We start from the raw sequence: 18,469 nt of genomic DNA on the forward strand, positions 1-18,469 counted from the left end.
GCTCAACGCTCAAACGGCGATCAGCCGCGGTCCTGGTCGTTCAGCTTGGCACGCAGGAGCGCGCCGAGGCTGGTGGTGCCGGCCTGCTCGCGCGCGGACTGCTGCGACAGCTGCGCCATCGCGCCCTGCTCGTCGATCATGTCCTTCTGGCGGATCGACAGCTGGATGTTGCGCGTCTTGCGGTCGATGTTGGTGATCACGGCCGTGACTTCGTCGCCTTCCTTCAGCACGTTGCGCGCGTCTTCCACGCGGTCGCGGCTGATTTCGGAGGCCCGCAGGTAGCCGAAGATCTCGTTGCCCAGGTCGATCTCCGCGCCCTTCGGGTCGACGGCCTTGACCTTGCCCGACACCGTGGAGCCCTTGTCGTGCACCGAGGTGAAGGTGGCGAACGGGTCGCCATCGAGCTGCTTGATGCCCAGGGAGATGCGCTCGCGGTCGACGTCGACGCCCAGCACGATCGCCTCGACTTCCTGGCCCTTCTTGTAGTTGCGCACGGCCTGTTCGCCCGGCTCGTTCCAGGACAGGTCGGACAGGTGCACGAGGCCGTCGATGCCGGCGGCCAGGCCGACGAACACGCCGAAGTCGGTGATCGACTTGATCGGGCCCTTGACGCGGTCGCCGCGCTTGGTGTTCTGCGCGAATTCCTGCCAGGGGTTGGCCTTGCACTGCTTCATGCCCAGGCTGATGCGACGCTTGTCTTCGTCGATCTCGAGGACCATGACTTCGACTTCGTCACCCAGGGACACGACCTTGGACGGGGCCACGTTCTTGTTGGTCCAGTCCATTTCGGAGACGTGCACCAGGCCTTCGATGCCGGGCTCGAGCTCGACGAACGCGCCGTAGTCGGCGATGTTCGTGATCTTGCCGAACATGCGGGTGCCGTTGGGATAGCGGCGCGAAACGCCCATCCACGGGTCGTCGCCCATCTGCTTGAGACCCAGCGACACGCGGTTCTTCTCGGTGTCGAACTTGAGGATCTTGGCGGTGATTTCCTGACCGGCGGTGACCACCTCGGACGGGTGGCGCACGCGGCGCCAGGCCATGTCGGTGATGTGCAGCAGGCCGTCGATGCCGCCGAGGTCGACGAACGCACCGTACTCGGTGATGTTCTTGACCACGCCGCGGACGATGGAGCCTTCCTTGAGGGTTTCCATCAGCTTGGCGCGCTCTTCGCCCATGGACGCTTCGACCACCGCGCGGCGCGACAGCACCACGTTGTTGCGCTTGCGGTCCAGCTTGATGACCTTGAACTCCATCGTCTTGTTTTCGTACGGAGTCAGGTCCTTGATCGGACGCGTGTCGATCAGCGATCCGGGGAGGAAGGCGCGGATGCCGTTGACGAGGACGGTCAGGCCGCCCTTGACCTTGCCCGTGGTGGTGCCGGTGACGAATTCGCCGGACTCCAGCGCCTTCTCGAGGGACATCCACGAAGCCAGGCGCTTGGCCTTGTCGCGCGACAGGATGGTGTCGCCGTAGCCGTTTTCCAGTGCGTCGATGGCCACGGAGACGAAATCGCCTTCCTGGACTTCGACTTCACCCGTGTCGTTCTTGAATTCGTCGATCGGGATGTAGGCCTCGGACTTGAGGCCGGCATTCACCACGACGAAGTTGTGCTCCACGCGCACCACTTCGGCGGTGATGACTTCGCCCGCGCGCATTTCGGAGCGCTGCAACGATTCCTGGAACAACTCGGCAAAAGATTCAGACATTGATAGTGCGGGTGACCCCGCGGGGTTGGGTTTGCGATCCCCGCCACCGGTGCGCTGCTGCGCGGAGGGAGTGTCGGGGGCCTGTTCGATCGCTGGGGTTCACGCGCTGACGCGGTTCACCACCAGCCTACGTTCGCGCCAGCGCATCACCACCGGCGCGCCAGCCGCTCACGGGTGGGCGAACGGCTGCTTTTCTTCCCACCAGCGGAGGACCTGGGCGACCGATTCTTCGACGGTCTGGCTCGAGTTATCCAGCAGGAGGGCATCCTGCGCGGGTTTCAGCGGGGCGACGGCGCGATTGGAGTCGCGCGCATCGCGCGCCTCCAGGTCCGCGCGAAGATCGTCGATTTTAGCCTGAATCCCTTTTGAAATCAATTGCTTATGCCGCCGGTCGGCACGCTGGCCGGCGCTCGCCGTCAGGAACACCTTCATCGGCGCGTCGGGGAAGATGACCGTGCCCATGTCGCGGCCGTCGGCCACCAGGCCCGGCAGCCTGCGAAAGCTCTGCTGCAGCGCGACGAGGGCGCTGCGCACGGCCGGCAGCGCCGAGACCTTCGAGGCGTTCATGCCGGCCTCTTCGGTGCGGATGTCGTCCGTCACGTCCTGGCCCGCGAGCAGCACGCTGCCGTCGACGAAGACGACGGGCAGCGTCTCGGCCATCCTGGCGATCGTATGCTCGTGCGCCACGTCCAGCGCCAGCCCGGCACGCACCGCGGCCAGGCCGGTGATGCGGTAGAGCGCGCCCGAGTCGAGGTAGTGGTAGCCCAGCCGCCGCGCGACTTCGGACGCCAGCGTGCCCTTGCCCGAGGCGGTGGGGCCGTCGACGCAGATCACCGGGATGTGCGGCGCGGCAGTGCGCGCCAGCGAGAACAGCGCCTCGAAGTAGTCGGGAAAGGTCTTGCCGACGCACTTCGGGTCCTCGATGCGCACGCGGGTCCCGGCGGGATTGAAGGCGGCCAGTGCGAAGCACATGGCCATGCGGTGGTCGTCGTAGGTGTGGATCGTCGCGGCCGACCAGGCCTTCGGCGGCGCCACCCGGATGAAGTCCTGGCCTTCCTCGACCTCGGCGCCGAGCTTGCGCAGTTCCGTGGCCATGGCCGCCAGGCGGTCCGTTTCCTTCACGCGCCAGCTGGCGATGTTGCGCAGCGTGGTGGTGCCGTCGGCGTAGAGCGCCATCACCGCCAGCGTCATCGCCGCGTCGGGGATGTGGTTGCAGTCGAGGTCCACGGCCTTCAGCGGCCAGGCGCCGCGGCGCACTTCGAGCCGGTTGGGGCCGCTGGTCACCGCTGCGCCCATCTGCTGCGCGGCCTCGACGAAGCGGATGTCGCCCTGGATCGATGCGGCGCCCACGCCTCCGATGCGCACCGGCTCGCTGCAGCCGGCGATGGCGCCCAGCGCCACGAAGTAGCTGGCCGAGGAGGCATCGGCCTCGACGTGGATCTCGCCCGGCGACTGGTAGCGGCTGCCGGCGGGAATCGTGAAGCGCTGCCAGCCTTCGCGTGCGACCGCGATGCCGAAGCGCTGCAGCATGTTGAGCGTGATCTCGATGTAGGGCTTGGAGATCAGCTCGCCGACCACCTCGAGCACGATGTCGCGGCTGGCCACCAGGGGCAGCGCCATGAGCAGGGCGGTGAGGAACTGGCTGGAGACGTCGCCGCGCACGCGGATCGGTGCGGCGACATCCAGGGCTTGGGCCGGGCGGATGCGCAGCGGCGGGAAGCCTTCGTTGCCCAGGTAGTCGATGCGGCACCCGAGCTGGCGCAGCGCATCGACGAGGTCGCCGATGGGCCGCTCGTGCATGCGATGCACGCCGGAGAGTTCGAAATTTCCCCCCAGAAGGGCGAGCGCCGCGGTGAGCGGCCGCATCGCGGTGCCCGCGTTGCCGAGGAACAGAGGTATTGCTCCCTCCCCCCCTGGGGGAGGGTTGGGGTGGGGGCGCTGGGCGCTCGCTGCGGCCGCTGCGTGCCCCCCTCCCAGCCTCCCCCCGGAGGGGGGAGGAGCAAGACCCGTGATCGTCACGGTGCTGCCTGCGTGCTCCACCCCGCACCCCAGCGCCACCAGCGCCTCCAGCATCACCCGCGTGTCATCCGAATCCAGCAAATCATGGACGACCGTCGTCCCCTGCGACAACGCCGCCAGCAGCAGCACGCGGTTGGAGATGCTCTTCGAGCCGGGCAGGGCGACGGTGCCGCCGGCCTCCTCGAGAGGGGCGAGGTCCAGGAAGGCGGTGGTGAACACGCTGACCTACTTCTTGCGGCCCATGTGCCACTGGGCACGGACCTGGCTCGCCTGCGCGATCATCTCTTCGAGCTTCTCGCCGGCACCCGTCTCGGCCAGATGCAGCATGTTCATCAGGCTGCGCTGGAACATCTTCGCCTGCTCCACCAGTTCGACCCGGTTGGACAGCAGGATGTCGCGCCAGACCTTCGGGTCGCTCGCCGCGATGCGCGTGAAGTCGCGAAAGCCCGGCCCGGCGAGCCCGAGGAAGTCCTTGCCATGCGCCTGGCCGTCGATCGCGTGGATCAGGGCGAACGCCAGCAGGTGCGGCAGGTGGCTCACGGCGGCGAAGGCGGCATCGTGCGAGTCCGGTGCCATCTGCTGCACGTGGCAGCCCAGCCCCTCCCACAGCGCCTGCGCCCGCTTGAGGTGCGCGGTCTGCGTCTTCTCGATCGGCGTCAGGATCACCTGCTTGCCGTGGTACAGGTCGGGGTCGGCGTGCTCCACGCCGGAGAGTTCCTTGCCGGTGATCGGATGCGCCGGCACGAAGGAGCCGATGTGGTCGCGCAGCACGCGGCGCGCGGCATCCACCACTTCGCGCTTGGTGGAGCCCACGTCCATGATCAGCATGCTGTTGGTCACCAGGTGGCGGATCGCCTTGAAGGTGGCCTCCGTCGCCGCGACGGGCACCGCCAGCAGCACGACGTCCGCGCCGGAGACGGCGAGCAGTGCCGAGGGCGCCTCGACGTCGATTACGCCCATCTGGCGCGCCCGCTCGGTGGTGGAGGGCGACTTGCTGTAGCCCACCACGCGCTTGACGAGCCCCGCCCGCTTCATGGCCAGCGCGAACGAGCCGCCCATGAGGCCGCACCCGATCAATCCCAGTTGCTCGAACATCGCTGCCATGCGTTCTTCTGGTCCTCGTTACTCGCCGACGGGATAGGTCCCGAGCACCTTGTAGAAGGCGCACAGGGCCTGCAGGTCCTTCAGTGCGGCGGCCACCTGGGGCTGCGCGGGATGGCCCTGCAGGTCGATGTAGAAAAAGTACTCCCACTGGCCGGAGCGGGCCGGGCGCGATTCGAAGCGCGTCATCGACACGCCGTGCTTCTTCAGCGGCACCAGCATGTCGTGCACCGCGCCGGGCCGGTTCGGCACGGAGACGATCAGGCTCACGCAGTCCTTGCCCGAAGCTTCCGGCGCGGCCAGCGTCTGCGGCAGGCAGATCACGGCGAAGCGGGTGCGGTTGAAGGCGTCGTCCTGGATCGCGTGGGCGGCGATGTGCAGCCCGAACTCGGTGGCGGCGCGGTCGCTGGCGATGCCGGCCCAGTTCGGATGCGTGGCGGCGAGGCGCGCACCTTCGGCGTTGGAGGAGACGGCGCGGCGCTCGGCATCGGGCAGGTGCGTGCCCAGCCAGCCCTGGCACTGCGCCAGGGCCTGCGGGTGCGCGAGCACGACCTCGATGCCCTGGAGCGAGGCGTTGTCCTTGCGCAGCAGGTTGTGGCGTACCAGCAGGCTGCTCTCGCCCACGATGTGCAGCGGCGTGGACAGGAACAGATCCAGCGACCGGGCGATCACGCCCTCGGTGGAGTTCTCGACCGGCACCACGCCGTATTCGGCGGTGCCCGCCGCGGTGGCGCGGAACACCTCGTCGATGCTCACGCAGGGGATCTTCTCGATGCTGGCGCCGAAGAACTGGAGGGCGGCCTGCTCGCTGAAGGTGCCGGAGGGGCCGAGGAAGGCGACGCGCTGCGGCGCCTCGAGCGCGCGGCAGGCGGACATGATCTCGCGCCAGATGTGCGCGATGTTGTTGTCCTTCAGCGGGCCGGGGTTGGCCGTCTGCAGGCCGTTGATCACCTGCGCTTCGCGCTCGGGGCGGAACACGGGCGAGCCTTCGGCGCGCTTGAGTTCGCCGACCTCGTTGGCGAGGGCGGCGCGGCGATTGAGCAATGCCAGGAGTTCGCGGTCGACCTGGTCGATGGCGGTGCGGAGCTCGGACAGCGGTTTGGGCATGGGCGAAGCGGCAACTATAGCGGCAGGTTACGGCTTGTCACTCGGCTGGTGGCGAAGGGGCGGCTGGCTGGTGGCGCGTAGGCTGGTGGTGACGCGCGAAGCGCCGGAACCCCAGCGCTTTCGCGCATCGCTGGGGTTTCGCTGCGCTGCACCGCCAGCCTGCAGGAGCCGCCGCCCGGTTACTTGGCGGACTCACCCCCGCCGTTCTCCTCGGCCTCGCCATTCCCCGCATCGTTCTCCACGATGCGCTGCAGGCCGCTCAACTTCGAACCTTCGTCCAGGTTGATCAGCGTCACGCCCTGCGTCGCCCGGCCCAGCTCGCGGATTTCGCTGACCCGGGTGCGCACCAGGACGCCGCGGTCCGTGATCAGCATGATCTCGTCTTCGGCATGCACCAGCGTCGCGGCGACGACCTTGCCGTTGCGCTCGCTCTGCTGGATGGCGATCATGCCCTTGGTGCCGCGGCCATGGCGCGTGTACTCGGTGATCGGGGTGCGCTTGCCGTAGCCCTTTTCGGTGGCGGTCAGCACGCTCTGGGATTCGTCCTCGGCCACCAGCATCGCGATCACGCTCTGGCCCTCGTCGAGCATCATGCCGCGCACGCCCCGGGTGTTGCGGCCCGTCGGGCGCACGTCGTTCTCGTCGAAGCGCACGGCCTTGCCGCCGTCGGAGAACAGCATCACGTCGTGCTTGCCGTCGGTGAGCGCGGCCCCGATCAGGTAGTCCCCCTCGTCCAGGTCGACGGCGATGATGCCGAGCTTGCGGGGGTTGTTGAACTCGTGCAGCGCGGTCTTCTTCACCGTGCCCATGGACGTTCCCATGAACACGAAGTGGTCCTCGGGGAAGCTGCGGAATTCGCCGGTGAGGGGCAGCACCACGTTGATCTTCTCGCCTTCCTGCAGCGGGAACATGTTGACGATCGGCCGGCCCCGGGAGCCGCGCGAACCGGACGGCACCTCCCACACCTTGAGCCAGTAGAGGCGGCCGCGGTTGGAGAAGCACAGCATGTAGTCGTGCGTGTTGGCGATGAAGAGCTGGTCGATCCAGTCGTCTTCCTTGGTCTGGGTCGCCTGCTTGCCGCGGCCGCCGCGCTTCTGCGCCCGGTATTCGTTGAGCGGCTGGCTCTTGATGTAGCCCATGTGGGACAGGGTCACCACCATGTCCGTCGGGGTGATCAGGTCCTCGGTGCCCAGGTCCTGCGTGTTGTGCTCGATCACGCTGCGGCGCGCGCCCAGCTTGGTCTGGCCGAACTCCTGGCGCAGCGCGGTGAGTTCGTCGCTGATGATGGTGGAGACGCGGGACGGCTTGGCCAGGATGTCCAGCAGGTCGTCGATCTCCGCCATGACCTCGCGGTACTCGGAGACGATCTTGTCCTGCTCCAGGCCCGTCAGGCGCTGCAGGCGCATCTGCAGGATTTCCTGGGCCTGCGTGTCGGAGAGGCGGTACAGGCCGTCCGCATGCAGGCCGTATTCGCGCTCCAGGCCTTCGGGCCGGTAGTCGTCGGCGCTGATCACGCTGCCGTCTTCGCGGGCGCGCGTGAGCATCTCGCGCACGAGAGACGAATCCCAGCCGCGCGCCATCAGCTCGCTCTTGGCCACCGGCGGGGTGGGGGACTCGCGGATGATGCGGATGAATTCGTCGATGTTGGCCAGCGCCACGGCCAGGCCTTCCAGCACGTGGCCGCGTTCGCGCGCCTTGCGCAGGGCGAACACCGTCCTGCGCGTCACCACCTCGCGGCGGTGCTGCAGGAAGACCTGGATCAGGTCCTTCAGGTTGCACAGGCGGGGCTGGCCGTCGATCAGCGCCACCATGTTGATGCCGAAGGTATCCTGCAGCTGGGTCTGCTTGTACAGGTTGTTCAGCACCACCTCGGGCACTTCGCCGCGCTTGAGCTCGATCACGAGCCGCATGCCGGACTTGTCGCTCTCGTCCTGGATGTGGCTGATGCCTTCGAGCTTCTTCTCGTTGACCAGCTCCGCCATCCGCTCCTGCAGCGTCTTCTTGTTGACCTGGTAGGGGATCTCGTCGACGATGATCGCGGTGCGCTGGCCGCGGTCGATGTCCTCGAAGTGGGTCTTGGCCCGCATCACCACCCGGCCGCGGCCGGTGCGGTAGCCTTCCTTCACGCCGGAGATGCCGTAGATGATGCCGCCGGTGGGGAAGTCGGGCGCCGGCACGATCTCCATCAGTTCGTCGATGGAAGCCTCGGGGTTGCGCAGCAGGTGCAGGCAGGCGTCGACGACCTCGTTGAGGTTGTGCGGCGGGATGTTGGTGGCCATGCCCACCGCGATGCCGCCCGAGCCGTTGACCAGCAGGTTGGGCAGCCGCGAGGGCAGCACCAGCGGCTCCTTCTCGCTGCCATCGTAGTTGGGCCCGAAATCGACCGTCTCCTTGTCGATATCGGCCAGCATCTCGTGGGCGATCTTCGCCAGGCGGATTTCGGTGTAGCGCATGGCCGCGGCGTTGTCGCCGTCGACCGAGCCGAAGTTGCCCTGGCCGTCCACCAGCATGTGGCGCATGGAGAAGTCCTGCGCCAGCCGCACGATCGTGTCGTAGACCGATTGATCGCCGTGCGGGTGATATTTACCAATGACGTCGCCGACGATGCGCGCGGACTTCTTGTAGGGCCGGTTCCAGTCGTTGTTCAGCTCGTGCATCGCGAAAAGAACGCGCCGGTGCACGGGCTTGAGGCCGTCGCGCGCGTCCGGCAGGGCCCGCCCCACGATCACGCTCATCGCGTAATCGAGGTAGCTGCGGCGCATCTCCTCCTCGAGGCTGACGGGCAGGGTTTCTTTCGCGAAGGAAGAGGTCATCAGGGGGCTTGCTGCAGGGCGCGGAACCCTTCATTTTACCTGTTGCGAGACCATGTCGCGACATGGCAACAGATGCCCGCAGATGCGGTTTTGTCCTACGGAACCCCGCTGGCACATCCATTCATTGCTTAAGTGCGTATGGCACAATCAACCGCACGTAATTGGTGAATAGGTCACTGAGCACGTAGCTTTGGCGCAGCGCAGCTGCGAACTTTCCCCAAGAGGAGAACCATGAAGAAACTGAACAAAGTGGCGCTGCTGTTTGCCTCGACTGCGCTGCTGGCCGGTTGCGGAGTGATGTCCACGTCTGCCCCGGGCGGCAGCCGTGTCGTCGCCGCCAATGGTGGTACCGTCCTTGACAACTGGGTCAACGGAACCGGCGAGTACGTGTGGCGCAACGGCACCAATGAACTGTGCTGGCGCGATGCGAACTGGACGCCCGCCACCGCTGCGGTTGGTTGCGATGGCGCCCTTGTTCGTGCTGCCGCCGTGGCGCCCCCGCCGCCCCCGCCGCCGCCCCCGCCGCCGCCTCCCGCGGTCGTGCCGCCCCCGCCACCGCCTCCGCCGCCGGCCCCGCCGCCGCCTGCCGCCGCCACCAAGGTGACCTATGCGGCCGACGCCTTCTTCGACTTCGACAAGGCCGTCCTGAAGCCCGAAGGCAAGGCGAAGCTCGATGACCTGATCGGCAAGATCCAGGGCATCAACCTCGAAGTGATCATCGCCGTCGGTCACACCGACTCGGTGGGCACGGACAGCTACAACCAGCGCCTGTCGGTGCGCCGCGCCGAAGCCGTGAAGGGCTACCTGGTCTCCAAGGGCATCGAGCGCAATCGCGTGTACACCGAAGGCAAGGGCGAGAAGCAGCCCGTGGCCGACAACCGCACCGCCGAAGGCCGCGCGAAGAACCGCCGCGTGGAGATCGAAGTGGTCGGAACCCGCGCCGCAGGCCGCTGAACATCAGCGCGAAAAGCTGCACACAGGCCCCGCTGCGCGGGGCCTTTTTTCATTTCGTCACGCGGATTCCGCCAGACAATCGCGCAAGAACATGACTGAACAACTGAACGCCGACCCGGCGGAACTCGCGAAGTTCTCGGACCTGGCCCACCGCTGGTGGGACGCCGACAGCGAGTTCGCGCCGCTGCACCAGATCAATCCGCTGCGCCTGCAGTGGATCGACGCGCTGGCGGGCGGCCTGGCCGGCAAGCGCGTGGCCGACATCGGCTGCGGCGGGGGCATCCTCTCCGATTCGATGGCGCGCAAGGGCGCCGACGTGCTGGGCATCGACCTGTCCGCCAAGGGCATCCGCGTCGCGATGCTGCACGCCCTGGAAGCCGGCACGCCCAACGTGCAATACCGCGAGGTGAGCGCCGAGGCGCTGGCGCAGGAGCAACCGGGCGCGTACGACGTGGTCACCTGCATGGAGATGCTGGAACACGTGCCCAGGCCCGAATCGATCGTGCAGGCCTGCGCCACGCTGGTGAAGCCGGGCGGCTGGGTGTTCTTCTCCACGCTCAATCGCAACCCGAAGGCCTTCCTGCTCGCCATCGTGGGCGCGGAGTACGTCCTGAACCTGCTGCCCCGGGGCACGCACGAATACATGAAGTTCATCAAGCCCAGCGAGCTGGCGGCGTGGTGCCGCGCGGCGCGCCTGGACATGGTGAACACGCGGGGGATGCAATACAACCCCTTCACCCGCCGCTACTGGCTGTCCGGCGATACGGACGTCAACTACCTGGTTGCCGCGCGCAAACTCTGATGTTCGAAGACGTGAAGGCCGTCCTGTTCGACCTGGATGGCACCCTGATCGACAGTGCCCCCGATCTCGGCGCCGCGGCGGACCGGATGCGCGTGGCGCGCGGCCTGCCTTCGCTGCCGCTGGAGAAGTACCGGCCCATGGCCGGTGCCGGCGCCCGCGGCATGCTGGGCGTGGCCTTTGGCATCACGCCGGAACATCCGAACTTCGCCGAACTGCGGGAAGAGTTCTTCCGCAACTACGAGAGCGGCATGACGCAGAACACGTACGTCTTCGACGGCGTGGCGGAGATGATCGCGTCCCTCGTGGACCAGGGTGTGGCCTGGGGCGTGGTGACGAACAAGTCCATGCGCTTCACCGGCCCGCTGACGCAGAAGATGCCGCTGTTCGCGTCGGCGCGGGCCGTGATCGGCGGCGATTCCACGCCGCACGCCAAGCCGCACCCCGGGCCGCTGCTGGAGGCCGCACGCCAGGTCGGCGTGAAGCCGGCCGACTGCATCTACGTCGGCGACGACCTGCGCGACATGCAGGCAGGTCGCGCCGCCGGCATGGGCACGGTGGCCGCCACCTACGGCTACCTGGGAACCACCGAGGTCAAGGAGTGGGGCGCGGATACGCAGATCGCGACGCCGCGGGGGTTGTTGCCGCTGCTGCGGTTTCGCGTCGCGGCCTGAAGCACGAGGTGTCGGGCTTGGCGCGGCGCGCCCGGCGCCGCTCCTGAGCAGGCTACACAGTGGCGCGCTCCGCGCCGCCTTACCAGATCTTCATCGCCGCACGCAACGAGACGATCGACCGGTGGATGTACTCGGCCGCGGCAGCATCCCCCGTCCGATTGAAGTGCACCCCGTGGTACGGAGGCTCGAGCAGGTAGGTGCCGACGTCCGCTGTGGCCTGGTCTCCGAGCACGCTGCTGGGCCCGCCGAGATCGCACAGGCGGTGGCGCGGACTCAGGTGCCGTGCCGCCTGCGCTCGCCGCAGCCGGTTGACGGCCTCGCGGTCCTTGGGCTGGTACCACCTGCCGCTGTCGCTTCCGGCGGCCACGATCGTGTACTCCAGGATCCAGAGATTGGGATGCAGCGCAAGCAGGTAATCGACCACGGCCTGGCGGGTATCGTTATAGGCCGCGACCCCCCAGTTGTTCACCCCGCTGATCTCGGTGAAATCGTTCGTGCCCCACAGCAGGTGGTAGCACACCTTGCGTCCGGCGCGCAGCGCCGCCAGCATCATCGGCACCTCGGTGGCAAGCAGACGGCCCTGGGGGTCCATCGGAGCCGGGTAGGGGCGCGTGCCGTAGACCTCCGCGGCGCCCGTTCCGCCGCGCGAGGTGTCGCGTGCCCAGAGGTTGCGCCCCTGCCCGAAGCAGTCGTGCTCGGAGAGCAACTGCATCACGTCGCCCGTCGCCTTGGTCCAGTTGCTGTCACCGGAGAAGACGTGGAAGTCGGGGAAGCGCGCTTCGCCCTTGCCCGCCAGATGGTTCTGCACCGCCCGCGCCGCCGCCGCCCATTCCTCGTCCGAAAGGGCGCGGTCCCAGATGAGCGTCATCGAATGCCGGCCCACGACGTCGAAGTCCTTGACGTGCGCGCGCGCCGAGGTGGAGCCGGAGCCCACATGCCAGCAGTTCGCCTTGAACGGGGCAAAGGGCACGGGCTCCGTCAGCACGGGGATCTCGTCCACGAACATGCGGCGGCCGGTGGAGTCCGCCGCTTGCCCGAGCACGACGATGCCCTGTCCCAGGGCCTGGAAGCTCGCTTGCGACCGGAAGTTGGTGGAGGGCGCGAAGTGGACCTGGCCCTGGTACGGGCTGACGTTGGTTTCGAAGCCGACATGCAGGGTGGAAAGGGTGGTGCCCAGGCGGGCGTCATGGCGCGTGGCGAGCGCGAACCCCAGGGTTTCGCCGGACGCGGCGTTCAGGTCGTCCAGCGCACAGGCGTGCAGGACCGTGACGCCCCGGTCGTACGTGTGGTCGTCCAGGCCCGGCTCGAGGATCCAGGCGCCTCCCGAATCGGCGGTCAGCTTCCAGTTCCCTTCGGCGTCCACCGGAATCGCGCCGGGGAAAGAGAAGCCCTTGCGACCGCCGTGCAGGCGCGCCGATTCCTCGGCCCAGGAAGGGATCGCTGCAATGCCGCCGAGATATAGCTGCACCCGGTCTATCAGGATGTCCAGGCCGGCGGCGGGCAGGCGCAGCGCGATATCTCCCACTCCGCTGTACTCGAACTGCAGCGTGAAGGTGGTGGCGCTCGCGTAGGCGTCCTCGGTCCAGTCGAGATCGCGGGCGACGGCCGGGGTCAGGCGGGACGTCAGGCCGTAGCTGAACGACTGGTCGCCCGTGCCAGCCGTGGCGCGGCAGCGGAATTTCAGGCCATAAGTGCCAGGCGGGAGAGCCGGACAGGTCGTCGGGCGATAGAAATAGAACACCTGCGGGGCGGTGGATTGCAGGCGCGTGGCGCGGCTGGTGCCCTGCCAGTCGGTCCAGGTGACGAAGCAGTTGGTCTTGGCGGGTAGCGGCGAACTGCTTTCGTTGACGATCGGTCCGGTGCTGAACGCCAGCACGTTGGCCGTCGGCGTGGCAGGGCGCGAGCGGTTGGGCACGTACCTGCCCGCGTGCTGGGCCGCATCGCCCCAGACGATGGCGTGGCGCGCAGACGCGCAGACGTCATAGAGTGAACTGGCGGCGGGTTCCACGGCGCTGGCCTGCAAGGAGCCCCGCGCAAGGGGTTCGGGGTTGGCGGCGCTCCCTGCGCCTTCGGGCTCGTTCCCGACTATGTCCTCGCCGCCGCCACAACCCGCCAACAGCGCTGCGGCTGCAAGAAAACTGCGTCTTGTTGTCATCGAAGGTAAGAATAGCCATGCCGCTCGTCGGCGTGTCATCATTGCGGCAGTGCAGCAAGCGGCTTTACATCGAGGCATTCGGAGCACGTTCGACGGCACGGGGGCGAATGCCGGCGTGATGCACCTGTAGGACTCCGATGCAGGCAGACGCAAAGCGGCGAGGCGCAGCGGCCATTTTTCTGGTAGGGCAGCGCGGTCAGGCGGTGACCGGGTCGTGCCGTCAGCGCTCCCAGGGAAGAGCGCCTATTTCTCTCCGAGCGCGGGGAGCCGTTGGCGGCCCGGCGCACCCGCGGGCCGGCAGAACTGCGGGTACGCGGGCCGTGCGCGCTGTGGCGTGACGACTTAGCCGGCGGGGTCGCGGCTGGACGTGCCTTGATCCGCGTTCGACGTGCGGCGGGCCCTTGCCCGGTCCTGGGTCCGTGCGCCGAGTTCGGCCTGCTGCGCGAGAGTGACGAGAAATTCACAGCCGCAACAGCTGCATCGATACAGTGGGCGGGACGGAAAGAGCACACGCATCCACGCGGAGCGGGGCACGCGCATCACCTCGCCCGTCGAACACTGGCAAGGACCAAAGCCGGTCATGGATTTCTCATCGGAGGGCGAGCCTATCCTCGCGGTGAAGAAGGTGTCAACTTTTTCACCTTATGCGGGCATGCGGGGGGCGCGCCGGGCGTATGTGCCGGTGCTCTTGAAATCGGGGCAGTTGACGTAAGATACGGATCTCCTGGGGCTGCACCGGTTTCGACGTGGGTTCGGACACGCAGCAGGGCATGTCGAGGGTCAGAGTACCTCGTTAATCCAGCTGAAACAAACTAACTGCGAACGACGAACGTTTCGCCCTCGCCGCTTAATTGCCGGTGAGCCTTGCAACAGTTGGCCGATGGGCTGGGTTAGGGTCGCAAGGTCCTAGCTGCAAGGTAATCTACATTGGCTGGCTCCGCACCGGGTACCTTGGTGTGGGGCGAGAAAATAGGGTGCTGGCTGGCCGGGTAGCGTGCGACTGCGCGATCCGGTTGGCGAGAAACAAAACAGATCGCTAAACATGTAGAACTGTTCGTAGAAGGCTTGCGGACGCGGGTTCAATTCCCGCCAGCTCCACCATCATCCGATCGCCGCGGCGCGTATGCCGCGGCATCTCCTCAGCCCGCACAGGGCGCCGGCACCACCAGCCGGGCCCCGGGTTCCAGCCCGTTTTGCGCCGTGTCGAGCCAGCGGTTCGCGATCCTGATCTGCTGCCACATCGAGGCATCGCCGAGCTCCTGCTGGGCGATGCTTTCCAGGGTCTCACCCTCCTTGAAGACATGCACACGCTGGCACGTTGCGGATGCCGGGCGCAGGACCGGCCTGCCGGCCGCCAGGTCGTCGGCCGCAGCCTGCCGAGCGGACCAGAGCCAGCCCAGCGCCGCGAGCACAACAGCGGCTGTTGCGAGCAGCGTCATCACGGTCTTGGCGAGCACGTCATTCGGCTCCGTCGCGTCCTCTCGCACGAGGAAGCGGCGGTGGCAGGCCGAGCAGGCGAACAGCCGGCGCGCCGGGAAGAGGTTGCGCATCCAGGAGGCGCGGGAAATGCGCTTCCATTCGCCTCCGGAACAGCGGCACGACTTCAGGCGCAGCATGGTGCCCTCCTTGGTCCAGGGGCAGGAGATTAGGGCGGCGCGGCTGAACGGAGGCTGACCTCGATGGCGCCGTGGCGCACGAGCCGCCGCGTCAGCCTTGCGGCGCGCCGCAAGAGCGTCTTTCCGACATCGGCCGGCTGCCGGGTATGCCAACCTGAAACGGTTGCGCACGCGATGCGTGCGACCCATGACTGTGAAGGGAGTATTCCATGACCAAGGTTCTTGCCATCCTGCTCGCCGGCGTCTGCGTCGCCGGCACCGCCATGGCGCGCGAGCGCCATGTGCACCACGGCGATCGCCTCATCGCCTGCCCGCCCGGGCTCGTCCAGCTGCGCGAAGCATGTGTCCCCCCCGGGCAACTGCGCCGTCACGAACACCGGCACGACCTGAATGCCCGCGACACCCGCGCGCGGCACGAGCTCGCCCTGCGCGACGCGCGGATCCGCCATGATGCGGCGCTGCGGGCTGCCGAGCTTCGGCACCAGGATCAGCTGAGGCAGGCCGAGGTGCGGCACCAGGCTCTGCTCGATGCGGCGCGGCGCCGCCACGACCGCCAGCTGGCGTCGCGGCACTGACGTCGCCATGGCTTAGCCGGGCTGGCAAGCGAGAGCGCTTGCCGGTGCCGGCGATCCTGGCGCTGCAACGCCTTGCGCGCTCGTTACACGCGGCAGACACGCGGAAACGCTTGTTGCGAGCGCCGCAGGTCAACGTCGGCGCGGCAGCCCCGTTGAAGGCGAGGCGCACGGCACATTCCGTGTACTTCAACGACCAGGACTCCCATGACGCGCTACATCCTCGCCATCGCCGCTTCCGTTCTGACCTCCGCCGCCTTCGCCCAAGCGACTCCGGCGACGCCTGCCACTCCCGCAACCCCCGCCAAGGCTGCCGCTGCTGCGCAGAATGCGCACGACGACAAGATGCAGGACGCCAAGAAGCGGCACGAAGCCAAGTTGGAGGAGGCCAAGAAGCGCCACGACGCCAAACTGGCCGAAGCGAAGCAGCGCCATGACGCCAAGCTGGCGGAAGCCAAGCAGCGCCACGAAGCCAAGGTCGCTGGTGCCAAGCAGGCAGCCCCGGCCAAGGCGGCCGAGGCCGAGCACCAGCACACCACGGGCGATGACGCCAAGCACGAGCACGGCGGCAAGGGCAAGGCGCAGGCGCGCAAGACCGAAGACAAGCATTGAGCCCAGCTGGGGCGGCGCGGCCCCCGCGGCGGCGCGGCCCGTCGTTTCCCTGATTCCCGCGTTGTGGCCCGCCATCCCTGCCCTTTAAACTTGGCCGCGTACCCAGTGCCCGCACGTCGGGCGCATGGACCGCCGCCACGTGCAGGAAGGGAAGGGAATGACGACGATCACCGGCACTGCCAAATCCGAAACCATTGTCGGCACGGAAGATGACGACACGATCAATGCCTCGCTGGGGGACGATTCGGTCTTCGGCCTCGGTGGCAACGACTTCCTCACGGGCAGCAGCGGCAACGACTTCGTATCCGGGGGGCCCGGCAACGACCAGGTGATCGGCGGCATCGGCGACGACGAGCTCTTCGGGGACGAGGGCGACGATCGCCTGGTCGGCCAGACGGGCATCGACCTGATGCATGGCGGCGACGGCAACGACCAGCTGCTCGCCGACCCCGGGGACGACCGCCTGTGGGGCGACGCCGGCGCGGACGAACTGCGCGGAGGCCGCGACAACGACTGGCTCAACGGAGGAACGGGGAACGACCTGCTGGCCGGGTCCCCGGGATCCGACACGTTCTCCTTCACCTTCGACCCGGACATGGGCCTCGATACCGTCGAGGATTTCACCTGGGGCGACGGCGATCGGCTCGAAGTGGATTTCGACCCGACGCAAATCGACCTGCGCGACTCGGCGGCGGGCCTCGTGCTCTCGCATGCCGGCGTGGACTTCGCGCTGCTCGCGAACTTCACCAGCGCGAGTTTCACGCAGGACTGGTTCGTGCCGCTGCCGGGACCGATCCGCAACAGCGTCGTCAACCCGAACATCGTGGGGGGCACGGGCTTCGCCGACACGATGACCGGCACCGGCAGCAACGACCTGCTCAATCCGAGCGACGGCGACGACGTGGTGAACGGGTTGGGGGGAGACGACTGGATCGACGGCGGGCGGGGCAGCGACGTGCTCAGTGGCGATGCCGGCAACGACATCCTGTATGGAGGCGTCGGGGTGGGCAACGACACGATCAACGGCGGTGCCGGCGACGACCTGGTGTTCAGCGGCAACGGCTTCAACCACGTGGATGCCGGCGACGGCAACGATCTCGTATTCGGCGCGCCGGGGCGCGACATCGTCCGCGGCGGTCTGGGCAAGGACGTCGTGTATGGGGAAGACGGCAACGACGTGATCAGCGGGATGAACGGCAACGACCTCCTGTTCGGTGGCGGCGGCGCCGACACGATCACCGGCGGGCCCGACAACGATACGCTGGTGGGTGGCGCGGGCGCGGACACGCTGATCGGCCAGCTGGGCGCCGACCACTTCGTGCTCTCCGCCGGCAACGTGGACCGCGTGCAGGACTTCGATTTCGCCCAGGGCGACCGGATCTCGCTGGAAGGAGTGACCAGGCTCGCCGAATTCCTCCCCCAGCTCACCGCAACGGATTCGGCTGCGGGCCTGATCCTGGCCCATTCCGGCCAGGATTTCGCGGTGCTGGCCGGGCGCACGGCCGCCGAGTTCAGTGCCGACTGGTTCCTTCCCGCGCCGACCTTCGGCGTGCCCGCATATCCCACCGACGCGCCGCCGGCGAATCATGCGCCGGTGCTCGTGCCTTCGGGGACGTCGCCCCGCGCCGGCGAAGTGGTCGCCGCGTCCAGCCTGTTCACCTGGAGCGACGCGGACGGCGACACGCCGCTGCGCTACCAGGTGCAGGACCTGTCCGTGGCCAAGGGAAGCGGTCGCTTCGTGATCGACAGCAACGGCACGGACGGATTCATCCGCGCCGGCGACGTCGTCGACGTCACCCCCCAGCGGTTCGAAACGCTGCGCGCGGATGGCGGCCTGACGGAGGGCACGGACGGCCTGATGATCCGCGCCTTCGATGGCGGGGCCTGGAGCGACTGGCTGCTCGTCGGCTGAACGACTTCCACGCGCCGCGAGGCCGGGGTTCGGCCGGTACCGGCATCACTCTCCCCGGGCGCGCGCACGCATCCACAGCACCAATCTCGCGAGTGCGATGCCAGCCAATGCCCCGGCAACGTCCACGCCCGCATCGGTCAGTCGGGGCGTGCGTCCGGGAACCCAGAACTGTGCGATCTCGGAGGCGACCGACAGCGTGGCGATGAGTGCCAGCACGTAACGCGTGCGGACGGCCATCCCCAGCTTCACGGCGAAACCGAGGGCAACGAAGGCGATCACGTGGGCGAGGTTGATCGAAGCCGAGTGGGCTTCGATCCAGTTCATGGGCCAGCCGATCCACGGGTACTGGATGCGCAGGAAGCGGAGGAACGTGTTCGGGGCCAGCAACAGGCACACGAGGGAAACCAGGCACACGCCCATCACGAC

14 protein-coding genes and 1 other RNA gene are annotated in these 18,469 nt (G+C 67.7%); 7 read left to right on the top strand and 8 right to left on the bottom strand.

Annotation, left to right across the window (positions count from 1 at the left end):
• Window positions 1-20 precede the first annotated feature (20 nt).
• The 5 genes from rpsA to gyrA form a co-directional block, all read right to left on the bottom strand.
• Window positions 21-1,709, bottom strand: coding sequence for a 30S ribosomal protein S1 (rpsA, locus tag JI746_RS11665; RefSeq protein WP_201689638.1), 1,689 nt, complete (start codon window positions 1,707-1,709; stop codon window positions 21-23).
• A gap of 168 nt (window positions 1,710-1,877) precedes the next feature.
• Window positions 1,878-3,947 carry a bifunctional 3-phosphoshikimate 1-carboxyvinyltransferase/cytidylate kinase gene (locus tag JI746_RS11670; protein WP_201689639.1) on the bottom strand — a complete coding sequence of 690 codons (2,070 nt, stop codon included), beginning with the start codon at window positions 3,945-3,947 and terminating at the stop codon, window positions 1,878-1,880.
• A 6-nt stretch (window positions 3,948-3,953) separates the two neighbouring features.
• Complete coding sequence (locus JI746_RS11675) at window positions 3,954-4,823, bottom strand: prephenate dehydrogenase (protein WP_201690010.1); 870 nt, start codon at window positions 4,821-4,823, stop codon at window positions 3,954-3,956.
• 27 nt (window positions 4,824-4,850) lie between these two features.
• Window positions 4,851-5,936 (bottom strand): prephenate dehydratase, encoded by a 1,086-nt coding sequence (gene pheA / locus JI746_RS11680; protein WP_201689641.1) that lies wholly within the window; start codon window positions 5,934-5,936, stop codon window positions 4,851-4,853.
• Between the two features lie 179 nt (window positions 5,937-6,115).
• Window positions 6,116-8,749, bottom strand: a complete 2,634-nt coding sequence (gyrA, locus tag JI746_RS11685) for a DNA gyrase subunit A (RefSeq protein WP_201689643.1) — start codon at window positions 8,747-8,749, stop codon at window positions 6,116-6,118.
• Window positions 8,750-8,980: 231 nt separating this feature from the next.
• On the opposite strand from gyrA, the gene ompA reads away from it, so the two are divergent.
• The 3 genes from ompA (at window position 8,981) to gph (ending at window position 11,176) form a co-directional block, all read left to right on the top strand.
• The gene (ompA, locus tag JI746_RS11690; RefSeq protein ID WP_201689645.1) at window positions 8,981-9,703 is read left to right on the top strand and encodes an outer membrane protein OmpA; all 723 of its coding nucleotides are present in this window, start codon (window positions 8,981-8,983) and stop codon (window positions 9,701-9,703) included.
• A gap of 91 nt (window positions 9,704-9,794) precedes the next feature.
• Window positions 9,795-10,505, top strand: a complete 711-nt coding sequence (ubiG, locus tag JI746_RS11695) for a bifunctional 2-polyprenyl-6-hydroxyphenol methylase/3-demethylubiquinol 3-O-methyltransferase UbiG (protein WP_201689647.1) — start codon at window positions 9,795-9,797, stop codon at window positions 10,503-10,505.
• On the top strand, window positions 10,505-11,176 hold the full coding sequence (gene gph / locus JI746_RS11700) for a phosphoglycolate phosphatase (RefSeq protein ID WP_201689649.1): 672 nt from the start codon (window positions 10,505-10,507) through the stop codon (window positions 11,174-11,176). The genes ubiG and gph overlap by 1 nt, the downstream gene beginning before the upstream one ends.
• 79 nt (window positions 11,177-11,255) lie before the next feature.
• Here gph and JI746_RS11705 read toward each other — a convergent pair whose 3' ends face one another.
• The gene (locus tag JI746_RS11705) at window positions 11,256-13,184 is read right to left on the bottom strand and encodes a hypothetical protein (RefSeq protein WP_201689651.1); all 1,929 of its coding nucleotides are present in this window, start codon (window positions 13,182-13,184) and stop codon (window positions 11,256-11,258) included.
• Window positions 13,185-14,057: 873 nt separating this feature from the next.
• Between JI746_RS11705 and ssrA the strand changes: the two genes are divergently transcribed.
• Window positions 14,058-14,432, top strand: a transfer-messenger RNA (tmRNA) gene (gene ssrA / locus JI746_RS11710).
• 38 nt (window positions 14,433-14,470) lie between these two features.
• On the opposite strand, the gene JI746_RS11715 is transcribed toward ssrA, so the two are convergent.
• On the bottom strand, window positions 14,471-14,947 hold the full coding sequence (locus JI746_RS11715) for a LysM peptidoglycan-binding domain-containing protein (protein ID WP_201689652.1): 477 nt from the start codon (window positions 14,945-14,947) through the stop codon (window positions 14,471-14,473).
• Between the two features lie 209 nt (window positions 14,948-15,156).
• On the opposite strand from JI746_RS11715, the gene JI746_RS11720 reads away from it, so the two are divergent.
• The 3 genes from JI746_RS11720 (at window position 15,157) to JI746_RS11730 (ending at window position 18,043) form a co-directional block, all read left to right on the top strand.
• Window positions 15,157-15,522, top strand: coding sequence for a hypothetical protein (locus JI746_RS11720; RefSeq protein WP_201689653.1), 366 nt, complete (start codon window positions 15,157-15,159; stop codon window positions 15,520-15,522).
• Window positions 15,523-15,726: 204 nt separating this feature from the next.
• Entirely contained in the window at window positions 15,727-16,131 is a 405-nt protein-coding gene (locus JI746_RS11725) for a hypothetical protein (RefSeq protein ID WP_201689654.1), read from the top strand.
• Between the two features lie 157 nt (window positions 16,132-16,288).
• Window positions 16,289-18,043, top strand: a complete 1,755-nt coding sequence (locus JI746_RS11730; protein ID WP_201689655.1) for a calcium-binding protein — start codon at window positions 16,289-16,291, stop codon at window positions 18,041-18,043.
• A gap of 45 nt (window positions 18,044-18,088) precedes the next feature.
• Here the strand turns inward: JI746_RS11730 and JI746_RS11735 are convergent, their stop codons facing one another.
• Window positions 18,089-18,463, bottom strand: a complete 375-nt coding sequence (locus JI746_RS11735) for a VanZ family protein (RefSeq protein ID WP_201689656.1) — start codon at window positions 18,461-18,463, stop codon at window positions 18,089-18,091.
• Between the last annotated feature and the right edge of the window lie 6 nt (window positions 18,464-18,469).

Source organism: Ramlibacter alkalitolerans (assembly GCF_016722765.1).
In the GTDB taxonomy this organism is placed as follows: Bacteria; Pseudomonadota; Gammaproteobacteria; order Burkholderiales; family Burkholderiaceae_C; genus Ramlibacter; species Ramlibacter alkalitolerans.

What these genes read in the sequence shown, in the direction of transcription:
- rpsA (WP_201689638.1), bottom strand. Translation starts at nt 1,709, where the DNA reads ATGTCTGAATCTTTTGCCGAGTTGTTCCAGGAATCGTTGCAGCGCTCC.
- JI746_RS11675 (WP_201690010.1), bottom strand. Translation starts at nt 4,823, where the DNA reads ATGTTCGAGCAACTGGGATTGATCGGGTGCGGCCTCATGGGCGGCTCG.
- pheA (WP_201689641.1), bottom strand. Translation starts at nt 5,936, where the DNA reads ATGCCCAAACCGCTGTCCGAGCTCCGCACCGCCATCGACCAGGTCGAC.
- gyrA (WP_201689643.1), bottom strand. Translation starts at nt 8,749, where the DNA reads ATGACCTCTTCCTTCGCGAAAGAAACCCTGCCCGTCAGCCTCGAGGAG.
- ompA (WP_201689645.1), top strand. Translation starts at nt 8,981, where the DNA reads ATGAAGAAACTGAACAAAGTGGCGCTGCTGTTTGCCTCGACTGCGCTG.
- ubiG (WP_201689647.1), top strand. Translation starts at nt 9,795, where the DNA reads ATGACTGAACAACTGAACGCCGACCCGGCGGAACTCGCGAAGTTCTCG.
- gph (WP_201689649.1), top strand. Translation starts at nt 10,505, where the DNA reads ATGTTCGAAGACGTGAAGGCCGTCCTGTTCGACCTGGATGGCACCCTG.
- JI746_RS11715 (WP_201689652.1), bottom strand. Translation starts at nt 14,947, where the DNA reads ATGCTGCGCCTGAAGTCGTGCCGCTGTTCCGGAGGCGAATGGAAGCGC.
- JI746_RS11720 (WP_201689653.1), top strand. Translation starts at nt 15,157, where the DNA reads ATGACCAAGGTTCTTGCCATCCTGCTCGCCGGCGTCTGCGTCGCCGGC.
- JI746_RS11725 (WP_201689654.1), top strand. Translation starts at nt 15,727, where the DNA reads ATGACGCGCTACATCCTCGCCATCGCCGCTTCCGTTCTGACCTCCGCC.
- JI746_RS11730 (WP_201689655.1), top strand. Translation starts at nt 16,289, where the DNA reads ATGACGACGATCACCGGCACTGCCAAATCCGAAACCATTGTCGGCACG.
- JI746_RS11735 (WP_201689656.1), bottom strand. Translation starts at nt 18,463, where the DNA reads ATGGGCGTGTGCCTGGTTTCCCTCGTGTGCCTGTTGCTGGCCCCGAAC.